The sequence below is a fragment of the Polaromonas sp. genome, from assembly GCF_010365105.1.
Taxonomy (GTDB): domain Bacteria; phylum Pseudomonadota; class Gammaproteobacteria; order Burkholderiales; family Burkholderiaceae_C; genus Polaromonas.
This window is the reverse complement of the sequence record NZ_JAAFGZ010000008.1, coordinates 87,468-103,327: the sequence shown is the minus strand read 5'-3', so window position 1 is coordinate 103,327 and position 15,860 is coordinate 87,468. Positions and strand designations below refer to the sequence as shown.

General features: G+C 61.5%; 15 protein-coding genes. 5 read left to right on the top strand and 10 right to left on the bottom strand.

Features of this window, described 5'->3' with window-relative positions:
* Nucleotides 1–245 precede the first annotated feature (245 nt).
* The 8 genes from GZ092_RS07435 to sucC all read right to left on the bottom strand — a co-directional run bounded on the left by GZ092_RS07435 (nt 246) and on the right by sucC (nt 8,368).
* The gene (locus GZ092_RS07435; protein ID WP_293635759.1) at nt 246–1,859 is read right to left on the bottom strand and encodes a Wzy polymerase domain-containing protein; all 1,614 of its coding nucleotides are present in this window, start codon (nt 1,857–1,859) and stop codon (nt 246–248) included.
* A gap of 177 nt (nt 1,860–2,036) precedes the next feature.
* Complete coding sequence (gene tfpZ, locus GZ092_RS07430; protein WP_293635758.1) at nt 2,037–2,804, bottom strand: TfpX/TfpZ family type IV pilin accessory protein; 768 nt, start codon at nt 2,802–2,804, stop codon at nt 2,037–2,039.
* An 85-nt stretch (nt 2,805–2,889) separates the two neighbouring features.
* A complete protein-coding gene (locus GZ092_RS07425) occupies nt 2,890–3,435 on the bottom strand; it encodes a pilin (protein ID WP_293635757.1) in 546 nt (181 codons plus the stop codon).
* Nucleotides 3,436–3,882: 447 nt separating this feature from the next.
* Nucleotides 3,883–4,449, bottom strand: a complete 567-nt coding sequence (locus GZ092_RS07420) for an FHA domain-containing protein (RefSeq protein ID WP_293635756.1) — start codon at nt 4,447–4,449, stop codon at nt 3,883–3,885.
* Nucleotides 4,450–4,488: 39 nt separating this feature from the next.
* Nucleotides 4,489–5,274 (bottom strand): Stp1/IreP family PP2C-type Ser/Thr phosphatase, encoded by a 786-nt coding sequence (locus tag GZ092_RS07415; protein WP_293635755.1) that lies wholly within the window; start codon nt 5,272–5,274, stop codon nt 4,489–4,491.
* 152 nt (nt 5,275–5,426) lie between these two features.
* Entirely contained in the window at nt 5,427–6,128 is a 702-nt protein-coding gene (locus tag GZ092_RS07410) for a TerC family protein (RefSeq protein WP_293635754.1), read from the bottom strand.
* 117 nt (nt 6,129–6,245) lie between these two features.
* Complete coding sequence (sucD, locus tag GZ092_RS07405) at nt 6,246–7,139, bottom strand: succinate--CoA ligase subunit alpha (protein WP_293635753.1); 894 nt, start codon at nt 7,137–7,139, stop codon at nt 6,246–6,248.
* Between the two features lie 65 nt (nt 7,140–7,204).
* The gene (gene sucC / locus GZ092_RS07400) at nt 7,205–8,368 is read right to left on the bottom strand and encodes an ADP-forming succinate--CoA ligase subunit beta (protein WP_293635752.1); all 1,164 of its coding nucleotides are present in this window, start codon (nt 8,366–8,368) and stop codon (nt 7,205–7,207) included.
* 241 nt (nt 8,369–8,609) lie between these two features.
* On the opposite strand from sucC, the gene argC reads away from it, so the two are divergent.
* Together argC and GZ092_RS07390 are read left to right on the top strand one after the other, a co-directional pair.
* Complete coding sequence (argC, locus tag GZ092_RS07395; protein WP_293635751.1) at nt 8,610–9,521, top strand: N-acetyl-gamma-glutamyl-phosphate reductase; 912 nt, start codon at nt 8,610–8,612, stop codon at nt 9,519–9,521.
* Nucleotides 9,522–9,533: 12 nt separating this feature from the next.
* Nucleotides 9,534–10,667: an alcohol dehydrogenase family protein gene (locus tag GZ092_RS07390; RefSeq protein WP_293635750.1), complete on the top strand. Its 1,134-nt coding sequence runs from the start codon at nt 9,534–9,536 to the stop codon at nt 10,665–10,667.
* Nucleotides 10,668–10,775: 108 nt separating this feature from the next.
* Here the strand turns inward: GZ092_RS07390 and recX are convergent, their stop codons facing one another.
* The gene (recX, locus tag GZ092_RS07385) at nt 10,776–11,255 is read right to left on the bottom strand and encodes a recombination regulator RecX (RefSeq protein ID WP_293635749.1); all 480 of its coding nucleotides are present in this window, start codon (nt 11,253–11,255) and stop codon (nt 10,776–10,778) included.
* A 112-nt stretch (nt 11,256–11,367) separates the two neighbouring features.
* Nucleotides 11,368–12,531, bottom strand: a complete 1,164-nt coding sequence (gene recA / locus GZ092_RS07380; RefSeq protein ID WP_293635748.1) for a recombinase RecA — start codon at nt 12,529–12,531, stop codon at nt 11,368–11,370.
* Between the two features lie 188 nt (nt 12,532–12,719).
* On the opposite strand from recA, the gene GZ092_RS07375 reads away from it, so the two are divergent.
* The 3 genes from GZ092_RS07375 to GZ092_RS07365 all read left to right on the top strand — a co-directional run bounded on the left by GZ092_RS07375 (nt 12,720) and on the right by GZ092_RS07365 (nt 15,721).
* Nucleotides 12,720–13,217 (top strand): MarR family winged helix-turn-helix transcriptional regulator, encoded by a 498-nt coding sequence (locus GZ092_RS07375; RefSeq protein WP_293635747.1) that lies wholly within the window; start codon nt 12,720–12,722, stop codon nt 13,215–13,217.
* A gap of 154 nt (nt 13,218–13,371) precedes the next feature.
* Complete coding sequence (locus GZ092_RS07370; protein WP_293635746.1) at nt 13,372–14,046, top strand: response regulator transcription factor; 675 nt, start codon at nt 13,372–13,374, stop codon at nt 14,044–14,046.
* A gap of 235 nt (nt 14,047–14,281) precedes the next feature.
* Entirely contained in the window at nt 14,282–15,721 is a 1,440-nt protein-coding gene (locus tag GZ092_RS07365; RefSeq protein ID WP_293635745.1) for a sensor histidine kinase, read from the top strand.
* The last annotated feature ends 139 nt before the right edge of the window (nt 15,722–15,860 follow it).

Sequence of the window (15,860 nt, the reverse complement as noted above, 5' to 3'; positions counted from 1 at the left end):
GGACAGGGCCACGTTTTTTCCAGGCTCCGGCGACAGCCGCAGCACCGAGCAATACCCCCGACGCAAAAACTGCCCCCTGACGCTTATCAATAGTCATGTCCGAACCATAGCGCGGCTGGCAAGCCAGCAAATGCACAAGTCACACTTTGATGCAGAACTTTCCCTTTATGCCATGCAACGATTTACAACCTTTTGCAGCGCATGAGGCATGCCATGCCGCTCGCCATGCCAGCGCCACATGCAGATCAAACCGCTCGCCGCGCTCCCGGGCCTGGAAACGGCAGGAAGGCCGGTTCCAGCATCAAGACGGCTTGGGGCCAGCCCTGCGTGCCGGACGCCAGCGGCGCAGCGTTTTGCCGGACCCAGCGCGCATGCTCCTTCGGAAAAGCAGCCCGGTAGCGCAGCAGGTAATACAGCGCCTCGTCATTGCGCCCCAGCATCACCGCACTTTCAATCACCTTTTCAATCACGCGGGGCTCGGGCGAATAGTGGAGCAATTCAATCGCCATGGCATGCAGGGCGGCGGCATTGTCAGGCGTGAGCGGTGTGATGCTCAGGTAGGCAAAGCGCGCCTGTTCCCGGAACATCCAGCTGCCCTGCACCTTGGCCAGCGTACCTTCGCGGTAGGCGGCGCTGCGCTTGTCAGGCGGCAGGTAAATCTGGCTGACCCGGTAGTAGCTGACCGCCACAGCGGCCAGAGTCACTATCATAATAATAGCTATAAGTGCCCGCAGATAGTGCGAAAACAGGCTATTTTGCTTGAATTTTGAGGAAAATGCCTGGTTCAAGCCGGGCTTTGCCTCTCGCGAGGCGAACAGCAACCAGGCCGCCAGCACGGCGGTCATCTGGAACGGCCCGTACCACAACGGGTATTCAAGCAAGCTGTGCAGGCCAATGACAGCCAGCACCGCCCAGGCCATCTGGCGCAGCGGATTGGTTTCACGCCAGGGCCGGGCGCGCCACGTCAGCCAGCCCAGCACACCGCAAATCACCACGGCCGCCGGAATGCCCAGTTCCACCGCCAGCTGCAGCGGCAGGTTGTGCGCGTTGTCCAGGATTTCGCAAAAGCGCGGACCGGCGTACAGGGTGATGAAGTGCGCATAGTCCAGTTGGCCCCAGCCCCAGCCCAGCCAGGGCTTGTCGGCAATCAGCGTCAGCACGTTGGACCAGAGGATCTTGCGGCTGGAGCAGCCCGTCGAATCGACCAGCCGGCCAAACAGGCCGCCACTTTGCATCCCGGTGGCCAGCGCCAGCAGCCAGGGCAGCAGGAGCACAGCCAGGCCGTACGCCAGCACGGCCTGCACGGCAAACACCAGCAGGTGCCGCCGGCGGGGCAGAAACCACCAGGCACAGAGCAAGGCGATCAGCCCCCATTGCAGCAGGCCGGTGCGCGAACTGCTGGCGGCATTGCCCAGCGCCAGCAGCAAGGCGAACCCATAAGCCCACCACGGCATCAGCCAACCCTGCATCTGCTGCTGTTCAGCAAGCTTTTCCCGCAGCGCCAGCCAGCCGATCAGCGCAGCCAGGCCAATGCTCGTCAGCGTGGCGAACTGGTTGCGCTGGCGCAGGTTGGCATAGGCTTCGCCTGCCTGCGGCTGGTTGATCCAGGGGCTCAGGGCCGGCGCCAGGCCGAAGTACTGCACCAGACCGATCAGCGCGCTGACGACGGCGGCCAGCACCCAGGCCAGCGTCACCAGCCCGGGATCGAGCCGGCGCCGGAACAGCCACAGAAAAACTGAGCACAGCGCCGACAGCAACCACGGCCAGACATTGGGCGTGGGGCCGGCGGTGTAGGGACTGAGCCAGGGCAGGAGCAGGAATGCGGCCAGAATGCAATTCTGCAGATACTGATTTTTCAAAAGTGACAGCAGATAAAGAACCGGAGGGCTTTGGGTAAACGCTGGATAGTAAGGCGTCACTCGATGGAGAGAAACGAATTCTCCAATTTACTAGCGGTTCATCAGTTCTTGATGAAAAGGCTGTACTGCCCAGCTCGTCCCTGCGGCCAGTCCAAACCGTTTAGTAAACTAACGCCCTTAAAACCCGTCACCGCGCAGGAACCCCTGGATCTGGCCCTGCTTGTCGAGCACGGCGATCCAGTCCTGGCGGGCAATGACCGGCAGGAAAAACCATTCTTTCAGGTCCACGCTTTTTTCCAGCGCCAGCTTGCGGGCAGCGTCTTGCTGGTCGGGGTGTTTTTCCAGGAACACTGGCAGGGGCTTGGCGCGTTTAAGAGACTTGAGCGCTGCCTCGCCTTCGTAAGGAAGGTAAAACTCGGGCCGCTCGCCATAATCACGTCCGCCTTGGATAGATTCAAACAAGACTTTATTGCGCTCTGAAGCATTTTTGGGCTCGCGGATGGCTACGGTTTGCGGGCCATCCAACCAATGCGGCTGCAAGGCGGCGGGCAAGGCGGCAACGGCAGCGCTGTCAAGTAATGGTGTAGCGATGACTTTGAAGCGGTCAATTTCCTGAACTAGGAACAACGGGCGGACTTGCCATACGGTATGCATTCCATAGCCCAGGGCAGCCAGTTGCAAGAGTGCAATCAGCGCCAGATCGCGCCACAGTTCTGCGAGTGGCTTGGAGGGGTTGAACACTACCAGCGTCAGCAGCGGGCCGCAAATCACATCGACTGTCACCACCAAGAAAAACAGTTCGCGTCCGCCCGACAGGTCGCGATAGGGAAAGGGATACCACAGGCCGAACACCACGGCAGCGGCCAGCAAAGCCATGCCGACACTGCACATTAGATGCCAAATGGCCGCTTTGAAGGCAAGGCGCAAACGGAAAGGAAAATTCATGTCTTCAAAAAATCAAAAAAGAAGGCAATTGCTGATTTTTAGTAAAAAAAAGAGCGCCGAAGCGCTCTTCTAGAAGACATTGATATTACCGGCACTCACCTGGAGCATACTTTGCCAGAAGCGAACCAGCTGTTCCGAAGCCAGCAGCGCCAGCTGCCTTGCAACGCCATTTAACTTGCGCTGTAGGCAAAGGAACTGGAGTTGTAGCCGTGGGAGCTGCTAATGCTGTACCACCTGTGCCATACACATCACTACCGCCTGTGTAAGGGGATACGATGATTGAGCCAGCACCAGCATTAGCTGTAGTTGTCATCGTGATAACACCAGTCAGACCGGTAATTACTACGTTTGCAACGTTCTTGCTTGCAACGGTCAGTGTGCCATCTGCAATTCCGGTTGCAGCTGTAGTTCCGTAGCCAGAAGCGTATCCAGATCCACCGCCTGTAGCGTTCTCGTTGGCAACCAATTTTGCATCAGCGATAAATCCCATACCCTCCGAAACTCGGGCTCGCACCGTGTAATCCTGATAAGCCGGCAAAGCCACAGCCGCCAAAATACCAATGATCGCCACAACAATCATCAACTCGATCAGGGTGAAACCCTTTTGAACCATTTGCATAGAACGCTTCATGAAAAACTCCTTGGTTGAAAAAAACTTGCGAAGAAACTATTGCAGATTGTGTGCCAGGTTGCAAAAAGTCACTTTATCTAGGCAACTCCAGCACAATTCTTGAAAAATCGAAGAAATAGTTACTTTTTTGATATATTTTGATATTGGCAGCGACATTTTTGTCACTGCCAATTCAAAATTGACAAGAGTGTTGCAAAAAACTGTCCGTTGATACCTTTAAATAGGTACACATCTGGACAGTGATCTTGCCCAACCGCAAAAAATCATCCCTTGATCGCAAGGTAGAAGGGACTATTCCGAAAGGGCAAGGCTTTGCCTCACGGCGCATTGTTCAGTTGAACGCAACCGTTCAGCGCTGGCCGACACAGTTGCAAATGGAATTTGCGGAGTTCCGCGTTGGAGATGGAAAGCGGCACAAGGCCGCAAGGCAGCGCTCCAGCCTGCGCCTCAACGCTGCACGAACTGCATCTGCGTTCCGGCCAGTTCCAGCTGATCGCCATCCCTGAGGGCCACGCCTTCCCGGCCGACCGCTGTACCGTTCACACGGGGCGGTGTGTCGCCTTCGACATGCGCCAGCGCAAAACCCCGGACGCCCCGGGTGATGGTGGCGATGGACACGCCGGCCTTGCCCAAGGTGGTCACGGGCTTGACGAGCGCCATTTCACGGCCGGCAGCGGCGCCCGACATCACCTTGATGGTGCCATTGACGGCGCTTTCACCGGCGTTGGCCTCGTCGACATACTGGAGCTTGTACTTGCCGATTTCGACCGTGTCGCCGTGGTGCAGCTGCTGCTTCTTGACGGTCTTGCCGTTGACGTACGTGCCGTTGGTGCTGTTGAGGTCTTCGATGTAGCCTTCGGCGCCTGACATCTGAACCACTGCATGTTCGCCGCTCACGGCCATGTTGTCGATCACGATGTCGTTGTAAGGCCGGCGGCCCAGCGACGTGCGGTCTTTCGTCAACTGGACTTCCTTCAGGACGGCCCCGTCCAGGGAAATGATCATTTTCGGCATTGCCGGTTCCTCCGAGTTTTGAATTTTTTCATCACGGCGCTATTTTCCCAGCATTCTGGACAGCAGGCCGCGCCGGGAATCGTCTTCCGAGGCCTGCACCAGCAGGACCGAGATATTGTCGCGTCCGCCGCTGTCGTTGGCCACCCGGATCAGCGCCGCTGCTTTTTGCGCCAAGGCGCCGGGGACATTCAGGATGGCTTCGATCACGGGGTCCATGACCATGTCCGTCAGGCCGTCGGAACACATCAGGTACAGATCGCCCGGCTCGACCCGGTAATCGTTTATTTCGGCTGAAACCGCATCCTCGACGCCCAGGGCGCGGGTGATCAGGTTGCGGTGCGGCGACATCAGGGCTTGCGCGGCCGTCATCAGCCCTGCGTCCACCTGCTCCTGCAGCAGCGAATGGTCTTTGGTGATTTGCTGCAGCACACCGCCGCGCAGCCGGTAGCAGCGGGAGTCGCCGATATGGCCGAGCACCAGCCGGGTTTCCAGAAAAACACCTGCCACCAGTGTGGTGCCCATGCCGGCCTGGTCAGGATTGGACGAGCCGGCGCTGAAAATCGAATGGTTGACCTGGTTGATGCAGGTTTCCATCGTGCGGCGCAGATCCTTGCTGGATGCCCGGTTGCCGGCCTGCGACAGCCACGCCGTCAGCGCCTGGCTGAGAAAGGCGACCGCCATGCTGCTGGCCACCTCGCCGGCGTTGTAGCCGCCCATGCCGTCTGCCAGCAGGCACAGGCCGGTCTTCGGATCAAACGCCAGAGCATCTTCATTGTTTTTGCGCACCAGGCCCTGGTCGGTTTGCGCGAAGATTTCATACATCATGGGATGCCGGGCATGACTTCTGTTGGATCGGCTTGCCCTGTCGAATGCATTGATCCAACCGGCGGTGCCTTAATAAACCGGCCGTGTCCCGCCAGTCTCGGCTGCACGTTAACAGACGCTCAAGCATGTAACAAGGAATTAATGCGCAGTTTTCAGCCCGCGCCAGCCGGCTTTCTGCCGGCCTGTATCACCTTGCCCATCACCAGCACCAGCAGCGCGCCGGCAGCGGCCACGGCATACCCCCAGTACGCGCCTTCGGGCAGGTAAGGCTTGAAGGCCGGATCGGTGTAAGCCATCTGGCCGGCAATCCAGCCGAGCAGCATGGCGCCCAGGGTGATGACAACCGGAAAGCGTTCCATCAGCTTCAGCACGAGCTGGCTGCCTCCTATGATGATGGGAATGCTCACCAGCAGGCCAAAAATCACCAGTGCCAGCTGGTGCTCCTGATGCGCACCCTGCGCCGCGCCGGCAATTGCCAGCACGTTGTCCACGCTCATGACCAGGTCGGCAATGATGACGGTCTTGACCGCGCCCCAGAGCTTGTCGCTGGAGTTGATGTTGTGTTCACCTTCATCTTCCGGGACCAGCAGCTTTACGCCTATCCACAGCAGCAAAAGGGCGCCGACGATCTTCAGGTAGGGAATGGACAGCAGCGCCAGCGCGAAGGCAATCAGGATCACCCGCAGGACGATGGCACCGGCCGTCCCGTAAATGATGCCCTTGGTGCGTTGCTGGGCGGGAAGGTTTCGGCAGGCCAGAGCTATGACCACGGCGTTGTCGCCCCCCAGCAGAATGTCGATCATGATGATCTGCCCCACTGCCAGCCAGAAGCTGGCCGTCATGAACTCTTCCATGGAAACCTCTTGAGAAATGAAAAAGACCGATTGTCAACGATGACAACCGGCCTTTCTATTGTGGCTAACCGCAGTCTGCGTCAGCTTGCGCCATACCCTGCGGGTGCGCGCGCCTGTTTACAGCAAAGCTTTGAGCAGCTTTGCCATTTCCGACGGATTGCGCGTGATGGTGAAGCCGCAGGCTTCCATGATGGCCAGCTTGGCATCGGCCGTGTCGGCACCGCCAGAAATCAAGGCACCGGCATGGCCCATGCGCTTGCCGGCTGGAGCCGTCACGCCGGCGATGAAGCCGACGATGGGTTTTTTCATGTTGAGCTTGCACCATTCAGCGGCTTCGGCTTCGTCCGGGCCGCCGATTTCGCCAATCATGATGACGGCGTCGGTGTCCGGGTCGTCGTTGAAGGCGCGCATCACGTCAATGTGCTTGAGGCCATTGATCGGGTCGCCGCCAATGCCGACAGCTGTGGACTGGCCCAGGCCGATTTCGGTCAGTTGTGCGACGGCTTCATAGGTCAGCGTGCCTGAACGCGACACGACGCCGATGCGGCCCTTGCGGTGGATGTGGCCGGGCATGATGCCGATCTTGATCTCTTCAGGCGTGATCAGGCCGGGGCAGTTGGGGCCCAGCAGCAGCGTGCGCTTGCCGCCAGCGGCTTCCTTGGCCTTCATGCGGTTGCGCACTTCGAGCATGTCCTTGACCGGGATGCCTTCGGTGATGCAGATGGCCAGGTCCAGGTTGGCCTCGACGGCTTCCCAGATGGCAGCGGCGGCACCAGCAGGCGGCACGTAGATCACCGACACGGTCGCGCCAGTGGCATTGGCCGCTTCGCTCACGTTGGCAAAAATCGGGATGCCTTCGAAGTCTTCGCCGGCGCGCTTGGGGTTCACGCCCGCCACAAAGGCTTCTTTGCCGTTCGCGTAGTCACGGCACATGCGGGTGTGGAATTGACCGGTCTTGCCGGTAATGCCTTGCGTGATGACTTTGGTGTTTTTGTTGATGTAGATCGACATGGGGTTACCTGTTCAGTTGGGGACAGAGCTGGACTGCTGCGCAGTCTGCGGTCTGTCCCGCAAAATTATTTCGATACGGCTTCGACGATTTTGGTGGCCGCGTCGGCCATGGTGTCTGCGGCAATGATCGGCAGGCCCGAGTCGGCCAGCATCTTTTTGCCCAGGTCTTCGTTGGTACCCTTCATGCGCACAACCAGCGGCACACTCAGGTTCACGGCCTTGCAGGCGGCGATGATGCCGTCGGCAATGGTGTCGCACTTCATGATGCCGCCGAAGATGTTGACCAGGATGCCCTTGACTTCCGGGTTCTTGAGCATGATCTTGAAGGCTTCGGTGACTTTCTCGGCCGTGGCGCCGCCGCCGACGTCCAGGAAGTTGGCCGGCTCGCCGCCGAACAGCTTGATGGTGTCCATGGTGGCCATGGCCAGACCGGCGCCATTGACCAGGCAGCCGATGTTGCCGTCCAGGCTGATGTAGGCCAGGTCGAACTTGCTGGCTTCGACTTCAGCCGGGTCTTCTTCGTCCAGGTCGCGGTAGGCGACGATGTCGGCGTGGCGGAACAGCGCGTTCGGGTCAAAGTTGAACTTGGCATCCAGCGCCATCAGCTCGTTCTTGCTGTTGCGGTTCAGCGGGTTGATCTCGACCAGCGACGCGTCGGTGTCCATGTAGCACTTGTAGAGCTTCTGGAAGATGTCCACGGCCTGGGCGGTGGACTCTGCCGGCAAGCCGATGGCGTTGGCGATCTTCGTGGCTTGTTCTTCGCCCAGACCGGTCAGGGGATCGATGAACTCGGTGATGATTTTCTCGGGCGTGGAATGGGCCACTTCCTCGATGTCCATGCCGCCTTCGCTTGACGCGATGAAGGCGACCTTTTGCGTGGCGCGGTCAGTCACCAGGGAAACGTAGTATTCCTTCTGGATGTCGGCGCCGTCCTCGATGTACAGGCGGCGGACCTTCTGGCCTTCGGGGCCGGTCTGGTGCGTGATGAGCTGCATGCCCAGGATTTCGCCGGCGATGCGCTTGACGTCTTCAATCGTCTTGGCAACCTTCACGCCGCCGCCCTTGCCGCGTCCGCCGGCATGGATCTGCGCCTTGACCACCCACACCGGGCCGCCGAGCTTTTGCGCGGCTTCCACCGCCTCTTGCACCGTGAACGCCGGAATGCCGCGCGGCACTGGCACACCAAAATTGCGCAAGATTTCCTTGCCTTGGTACTCGTGAATTTTCATGAAAAACCTTCAGGATTCAGTAAGAAGAGGGGTGCAACAGGAGCTGGGCAAGGCTGTTGGGAAGTGAAAAACAGGCCATATCGGCGCAAAACCAGCATGTTAGCGTTTACTGCAGGCAGCAGCACGGAACTGTATCATGCTGCGACGCACCAAACTTATATGGTTCTTACACAGACAGGCACGAGAAACCGAACCCTGAATATTGGCCCTGCGAAACAGTGGTCTTAGCTTGAAAGTATTTATGCCCAAAATTTTTATCGACGGCGAAGCCGGCACCACCGGCCTGCAGATTCGTGAGCGTCTGCAGGCCATGCCGCAGATCGAACTGGTCAGCATTGCCGCCGAATTGCGCAAGGACCCGTCTGCCAAACGCGACCTGATGGCGCAGGTGGACCTGGTGATCTTGTGCCTGCACGACGATGCAGCACGTGAATCGGTGGCCATGATCGACTCGCTGCCGGGCAAAAAACCGAAGATCATCGACGCTTCCACGGCGCACCGTACGGCGCCAGGCTGGGTGTTCGGGTTTCCCGAATTGATGGCAGGCCAGCGCGAAGCCGTCATGGCAGCCGACCGCGTGGCCAACCCGGGTTGTTACGCCACCGGCGCGATTGCGCTGATACGGCCGCTGGTCGATGCGGGTCTGATGCCGGCCGACTTTCCCCTGAGCCTGCCAGCGGTCAGCGGTTATTCCGGCGGCGGCCGCCAGATGATCGAGGCTTATGAAGCCGGCACCGCACCCGCGTTCGAGCTGTATGGCCTGAGCCTGGAACACAAGCACCTGCCCGAAATCATGAAGTACACCGGCATGCGCCGTCGGCCGGTGTTCATTCCCTCGGTGGGCAATTTCATCCAGGGCATGCTGGTGCAGTTGCCGCTGCACCTGGACCTGCTGCCCGACCAGCCGAGCGCCGCGCATCTGCATGACGTATTGTCCAGCCACTATGCCGGCAGCGAATGGGTGACCGTCGAAGCCGCGCCCGAATCGGGCAAGCTCGATGCACTGGCGCTCAAGGACACGAACAAGATGGAATTGCGGGTGTTTGGCAATGACAGCTACCACCATGCGGTGCTGGTGGCGCGGCTGGACAACCTGGGCAAGGGCGCATCGGGTGCGGCGGTGCAGAACCTCAAGCTGATGCTGGGGCTTTGAACCCTGGCAGTCATGACACCTCAAGACCCCAAGCGCTTTGCCCTGAAAGCCAGCCAGCCCACGATGAAGGCGGTGGTCACCACCGGCCACGGCGGTTACGAGCAGCTGGTCTACCGGGACGTCCCGGTTCCTGTGCCGGGGCCGGGCGAGGTACTGCTGCAGGTGCTGGCGTCCAGTGTCAACAACACCGACATCAACACCCGACTGGGCTGGTACTCGGCCGCAGTCACCACGGCTACGCAAGACGCGGCAACCGCGGTGAAGGCCAACGCCGCCAGCCCCATACCTGACGGCGGCTGGGGTCAGCCCACGCCCTTCCCCTTCATCCAGGGAACCGACTGCTGCGGCCGCGTCGTGGCCGTCGCCCCGGGCGGCAACGCGCGCCTGATCGGTCAGCGCGTGCTGGTTCGCCCCAGCATGCGGCCCTCGGGCTTCGGCTCTCTGGACAACCTCTGGATGGGTTCGGACTTTGACGGCGCCTTCGCGCAGTTCGTCAAGGTACCCGCCAGCGAGGTGTTTGTGGTCCACAGTGACTGGAGCGACGCCGAACTGGCCACCATCCCGTGTGCGTACGGCACCGCCGAGAACATGCTGCACCGGGCCAATTTGCGCGCGGGCGAGCAGGTGGTGGTGGCAGGCGCGTCGGGCGGCGTCGGTTCGGCGGTGGTGCAACTGGCCAGGCGGCGCGGCGCCAGCGTCACGGCCATTGCGGGAAAATCCAAGATGGCGCACGTGAAGTCGCTGGGCGCCGACCGCGTGGTGGCGCGCGATGACGACCTGGTGGCCTGCCTGGGCGAGAACACGGTGGACCTGGTGGTGGACAACGTCGCGGGGCCGGCATTTGGCGACATGCTCAAGCTGCTCAAACCCGGCGGCCGCTATGTCTCGTCGGGTGCGATTGCCGGTCCGCTGGTGACGCTGGACCTGCGCACGCTTTACCTGAAAAACCTCACACTGCTGGGCTGCACGGCCTGGGACGAGCCGGTGTTTGCCAACCTGGTGTCCTACATCGAGCGCGGCGAGTTGCAGCCGCTGGTGGCGCAAAGCTTTGCGCTGGCGCAGATCGCGCAGGCGCAACGCGCGTTTCTGGACAAGACCCATGTCGGCAAGTTCGTGCTGATTCCGCCCGCGCCCGACCAGGCGTGACGCGCCGGCTTGGCGCGGCCCAAGCCGACGTTTCCTGGTTGCTGGGCTGCGGTCAAAAGCGGGGATGCCGGATGACACTGCACCAATCTGGCCTGCAGGGCGGCTTCGTCAGTCCTCGTCGGCGCCAGCGTGCGACACCACGCGGCGAATCACGTCGCCGCCAAAGCCCCGGGCTGCCAGGAAGCGCATCTGTTTGGCGCGGGCGGCGGCATCCGGCGCTGGCCCGTCAAACTTTTTGCGCCAGATGGCCTGGGCGCGTTCGAGTTCGCTGCTTTTGAGGCGATTGACGGCCTCTGCCACCGCTTCGGCGCCCAGCCCCTTGTTCAGAAGCTCGTACTTGATGCGTGAAGCACCAAACCGGCCGGAACGACGGTTGATGACCGATTCGACAACCCGCGCTTCGCTGATGAAATCCTTGGCCTGCAGCTCATCAAGCACCTGCGCCAGCTGGCCCAGCGTTTCCTCATGGTCTTTCAGCTTGCGTTCCAGTTCGGCGCGCGAATGTTCGCGGCCGGCCAGGTAACGCAGCGCGCGGCCCTTGAGCGACAGGCCAAAGCCCGCGCGGACGGCGGGTTTGGCTTCGTTCATGCGGCGGCTCCCGCGCAAGACGTTATTGCGTCGCACATGACAGCTATGCTTTCAATAGCTGCTTGCGCCCGTGGAGACTGCGAAAAAGCCTGATTTGGCATGTAAAACCGGCTCAGGACGCGATCGGCGCGACCGGCGGCAAAGGCGCCATCAGTGCTTTGTCGGCAGTCGCCTTCAAAGGCTTTTCCGCCTTTTCGGCTTTCTCGGGCTTGGCGGCTTTCTCAGGTTCGGCGCTGCCTTGCGCAGCCTGGACCGGCGGAATGCCCAGCGATTCGCGCACCTTGTTCTCGATCTCGATGGCCAGCGCCGGGTTTTCCTTCAGGAATTCGCGTGAGTTGTCGCGGCCCTGGCCGATTTTTTCGCCGTTGTAGGCATACCAGGCACCGGCTTTTTCAACGATGTGGCCAGCCACACCCAGGTCGAGCACTTCGCCCAGCCGGCTGATGCCCTCGCCATACAGGATGTCGAACTCGGCCATCTTGAACGGCGAGGCGACCTTGTTCTTCACCACCTTGACGCGGGTTTCATTGCCGATGACCTCGTCGCCCTTCTTGATCGAGCCGATGCGGCGGATGTCCAGCCGCACCGAGGCGTAGAACTTCAGCGCGTTGCCGCCGGTCGTGGTCTCCGGGCTGCCAAACATCACACCAATCTTCATGCGGATCTGGTTGATGAAGATCACCATGCAGTTGGCCTTCTTGATGGTGGCGGTCAGCTTGCGCAGCGCCTGGCTCATCAAACGCGCCTGCAGGCCGGGCAGCGAGTCGCCCATCTCGCCTTCGAGTTCGGCCTTGGGCGTGAGTGCCGCCACCGAGTCGATGACGATCAGGTCCACCGCGCCCGAGCGGGTCAGCGAATCGACGATTTCCAGCGCCTGCTCGCCGGTGTCGGGCTGCGAGATCAGCAACTCCTGCAGGTTGACGCCGAGCTTTTGCGCGTACTGGATGTCCAGCGCGTGCTCGGCATCGACGAAGGCGCAGGTGCCGCCGATTTTCTGCATTTCGGCAATCACCTGCAGCGTCAGCGTGGTCTTGCCTGACGACTCGGGGCCGTAGATTTCAACCACCCGGCCACGCGGCAGGCCGCCGACGCCCAGCGCAATATCGAGGCCCAGCGAGCCGGTTGACACCACCTGGATGTCTTCAATCACCTCGCCGGCGCCCAGCTTCATGATGGTGCCTTTGCCAAATTGTTTTTCAATCTGGGCCAGCGCGGCGGCCAGCGCCTTGGCTTTTTCGGTGTTCAGGCCGGGAGCGGTCTTGTTCGGTGCGTCCATGACAAATTTCCTTAAAAATCAACGGGGTAAAAAGTTTTTGCACGCCTTTTTCACCAAGAATTTCAGACTGCTGTTGGCTGCAGTACTGGGTGCATGAACAGTACTTTATGGGCAACATAGGTCAAAGTAAACCCTGTTTTTAGTCAGTTTGCCTGATGAAATCATGCTGACTCAGTTAGCATGGCCGGATGGATGAAACAACCCTCTCAAGCGCCCATGCGGGCTACGACACCACCTGGCGGCTGACGCACCTGGGCCGCTTGATGGGCGAGGCGCTGCGCCGTTTTGACGCGCGGGTGCTGGCGCTGATGGCCGGCAGCATCGAGGTGCCGCTGGCGCTGTCCAACCTGGCGGCGCGCGACCAGGTCGGGGCGGCGCACATCCACATCACGCGGCACCTGGCCGTGGGCGGCTCGCGCCTGACCGACCTGGCGCTCAGTGCCGGCATGAGCAAACAAGCCATGGGCGACCTGGTCGATCAGTGCGAAGCCTGGGGCATCGTCAGGCGCGAAGCCGACCCCTACGACCGGCGCGCCCGGCGCGTGGTGTTCACCGAATCCGGCCTGGCGTGGCTGGAGGCTTTTCGCTGCGCCGTGGCGCAGGCCGAAGATGAATTCCGGCAGGCGGTGGGCGACGATGTGGCGACCGTGGTGGCGCTCGGCCTGGAAGCCTATGCCGGTCCCTGAGCGGCCCCGGCGCCTGTGCAGGCGCATCCGCAACGTGCCCGCGCCAATCTGTGGGCCGACCCGGTAAATACCCCCACCCGAAGCCTAAAATCCGAAGGGAAAATAACTTTCATTCCGCACGCCTTGATGCGGCTGATTTCTGGGAGACAAGTCCATGCGTATCTTGATTGCCGAAGACGACCAGGTTCTGGCCGATGGCTTGCTGCGCACGCTGCGCGCGTCCGGCGCTGCCGCCGACCATGTGGCCAGCGGCACCGAAGCCGATGCCGCCCTGCTCACCAACACTGAATTCGACCTGCTGATCCTGGACCTGGGCCTGCCGAAAATGCACGGCCTGGAGGTGCTCAAGCGCCTGCGCGCACGCGGCTCCACGCTGCCGGTGCTGATCCTGACGGCAGCCGACAGCGTCGAGGAGCGCGTCAAGGGGCTGGACTACGGCGCCGACGATTACATGGCCAAGCCGTTTTCGCTGCAGGAGCTGGAGGCGCGGGTGCGCGCGCTGGTACGCCGGGGCATGGGCGGCGCGAGCAGCACCATCAAGCACGGCCCGCTGATCTATGACCAGGCCGGCCGGGTGGCGACCTTCGACGGCCAGATGATCGAGCTGTCGGCGCGCGAACTCGGCCTGCTGGAGGTGCTGCTGCAGCGCGTCGGCCGCCTCGTCAGCAAGGACCAGTTGGTCGAGCGGCTGTGCGAATGGGGCGAGGAAGTCAGCAACAACGCCATCGAGGTGTATATCCACCGGCTGCGCAAGAAGATCGAAAAAGGCCCGGTGCGCATCGCCACCGTGCGCGGGCTGGGCTACTGCCTAGAAAAAATCCCAGGCTAGAAATGGTGCCCCCACGCTCCCCACTTCGTGTGGTTCGCTGCCCCCCGGGGGGGCCACTGCGCATGCGGTCTGGCAAAGCCAGTCCCGCGGCCCCTGCTTGCAACGCCATGCCCAGCGTGCCATTCGAATCCGCCTTCGCCAGTTCAAGCCGCAGGGCCGGCTTTGCCGGACTGCAGGCGGGCGGCCCCCTCGTGGGGCAGGGAGCTACACGCAGTGAGCGACCGTGGGGGCCTTCTTGAGGCTTTTTCAACGCGAGCGGCGCAGCCTGTTCGGCGAGATCCTGGACTGGATGCTCACGCCGCTGTTGCTGCTCTGGCCTATCAGCCTGGTACTGACCTGGCTGGTGGCGCAAAACATTGCCGGCAAGCCCTTCGACCGGGCGCTCGAATACAACGTGCAGGCTCTGGCCAAGCTGCTGGTGGTCAAGAACAACCAGGTCCAGTTCAACCTGACCGCACCAGCGCGCGAGATTTTGCGGGCCGACGACACCGACCTGATTTATTACCAGGTGATGGGCACGCGCGGCGAATACCTGAGCGGTGAACATGCCATGCCCGCGCCGCCGGACGAGGAAATGGCTGGCGACGGCGAAGTGCGGCTGCGCGAGGACATCATCCTCGGCGAAGAGGTTCGCGTCGCCTACACCTGGATCAAGGTGGAACTCAAAGGCGCAACGCCCGCCACCCTGCCGGTGCTGGTGCAGGTGGCCGAAACGCTGGAAAAGCGCAAGACGCTGGCCACCGAGATCGTCAAGGGCACGATGGTGCCGCAGTTCGTCACGCTGCCGCTGGCGGTGCTGCTGGTATGGCTGGCGCTGGTGCGCGGCATCAAGCCGCTGGCGCAGCTGGAAAAGCGCATCCGCGCCCGCAAGCCCGACGACATGAGCCCGCTTGATGAAACCGGCGTGCCCGAGGAAGTCGTGCCGCTGGTCGATTCGGTCAACGACCTGCTGAGCCGGCTCAAAGCGTCGCTGTCCACCCAGCGGCGCTTCCTGGCCGACGCCGCGCACCAGCTCAAGACGCCGCTGGCCGGGCTGCGCATGCAGGCCGACCTGGCACAGCGCGAAACCGATGCCGAGCAGCTCAAGAGTTCGCTGCGGCACATCGGCCAGGCCAGCATCCGCGCCACCCACACCGTCAACCAGCTGCTGGCGCTGGCACGCGCCGAAACCACCGGCCGGGCGCTGGCCAAGCAGCGCGTGGACCTGGTGAAAATCGTCTCCGACGTCATGGCCGACTCGGTGCCGCGCGCACTGGACAAGCGCATCGACCTGGGCTATGACGGCCCGGACGCCGGCGATGACTCCACCCATCTGCAAGGCAATGCGACGCTGCTGGGCGAGCTGGTGCGCAACCTGGTGGACAACGCCATCAACTACACGCCGGTGGGCGGCCATGTCACGGTGCGGCTGATGGTGGACCGCTTCAGCGGCATTCTGGTGCTGATCGTCGAGGACTCGGGGCCGGGCATTCCAGAGTCGGAGCGCGAACTGGTGTTCCAGCCCTTCTACCGTGCGCTGGGAACCAACGTGGATGGCTCGGGCCTGGGCCTGGCCATCGTGCAGGAAATCGCGCAGCAGCATGGCGCGTCGATCACGGTCGAGGACGCCGACCTGCCGGGCCATCCGGACTCGCCCGGCACCCGCGTGACGTTGCGGTTTGTCGGCATGGCCTGAGTCAAGCCGGGCAAACGCTAAAAACGAATAAAACAGGCTCTTGCGCAAGCTGCGCATGCACATACAGCTATTTTTTATATAGCAAAAATGATACTGTCGGCATCTCCTGGTTGAACAGCCTGGCCGGTAAGCCTTTGTG

Excerpts from the sequence above, each read along its gene's own strand:
- GZ092_RS07390 (WP_293635750.1), top strand. The coding sequence starts at position 9,534 with ATGACACCTCAAGACCCCAAGCGCTTTGCCCTGAAAGCCAGCCAGCCC.
- tfpZ (WP_293635758.1), bottom strand. The coding sequence starts at position 2,804 with ATGAATTTTCCTTTCCGTTTGCGCCTTGCCTTCAAAGCGGCCATTTGG.
- argC (WP_293635751.1), top strand. The coding sequence starts at position 8,610 with ATGCCCAAAATTTTTATCGACGGCGAAGCCGGCACCACCGGCCTGCAG.
- sucD (WP_293635753.1), bottom strand. The coding sequence starts at position 7,139 with ATGTCGATCTACATCAACAAAAACACCAAAGTCATCACGCAAGGCATT.
- GZ092_RS07370 (WP_293635746.1), top strand. The coding sequence starts at position 13,372 with ATGCGTATCTTGATTGCCGAAGACGACCAGGTTCTGGCCGATGGCTTG.
- GZ092_RS07375 (WP_293635747.1), top strand. The coding sequence starts at position 12,720 with ATGGATGAAACAACCCTCTCAAGCGCCCATGCGGGCTACGACACCACC.
- sucC (WP_293635752.1), bottom strand. The coding sequence starts at position 8,368 with ATGAAAATTCACGAGTACCAAGGCAAGGAAATCTTGCGCAATTTTGGT.
- GZ092_RS07415 (WP_293635755.1), bottom strand. The coding sequence starts at position 5,274 with ATGATGTATGAAATCTTCGCGCAAACCGACCAGGGCCTGGTGCGCAAA.
- recX (WP_293635749.1), bottom strand. The coding sequence starts at position 11,255 with ATGAACGAAGCCAAACCCGCCGTCCGCGCGGGCTTTGGCCTGTCGCTC.
- GZ092_RS07425 (WP_293635757.1), bottom strand. The coding sequence starts at position 3,435 with ATGAAGCGTTCTATGCAAATGGTTCAAAAGGGTTTCACCCTGATCGAG.
- recA (WP_293635748.1), bottom strand. The coding sequence starts at position 12,531 with ATGGACGCACCGAACAAGACCGCTCCCGGCCTGAACACCGAAAAAGCC.
- GZ092_RS07420 (WP_293635756.1), bottom strand. The coding sequence starts at position 4,449 with ATGCCGAAAATGATCATTTCCCTGGACGGGGCCGTCCTGAAGGAAGTC.
- GZ092_RS07410 (WP_293635754.1), bottom strand. The coding sequence starts at position 6,128 with ATGGAAGAGTTCATGACGGCCAGCTTCTGGCTGGCAGTGGGGCAGATC.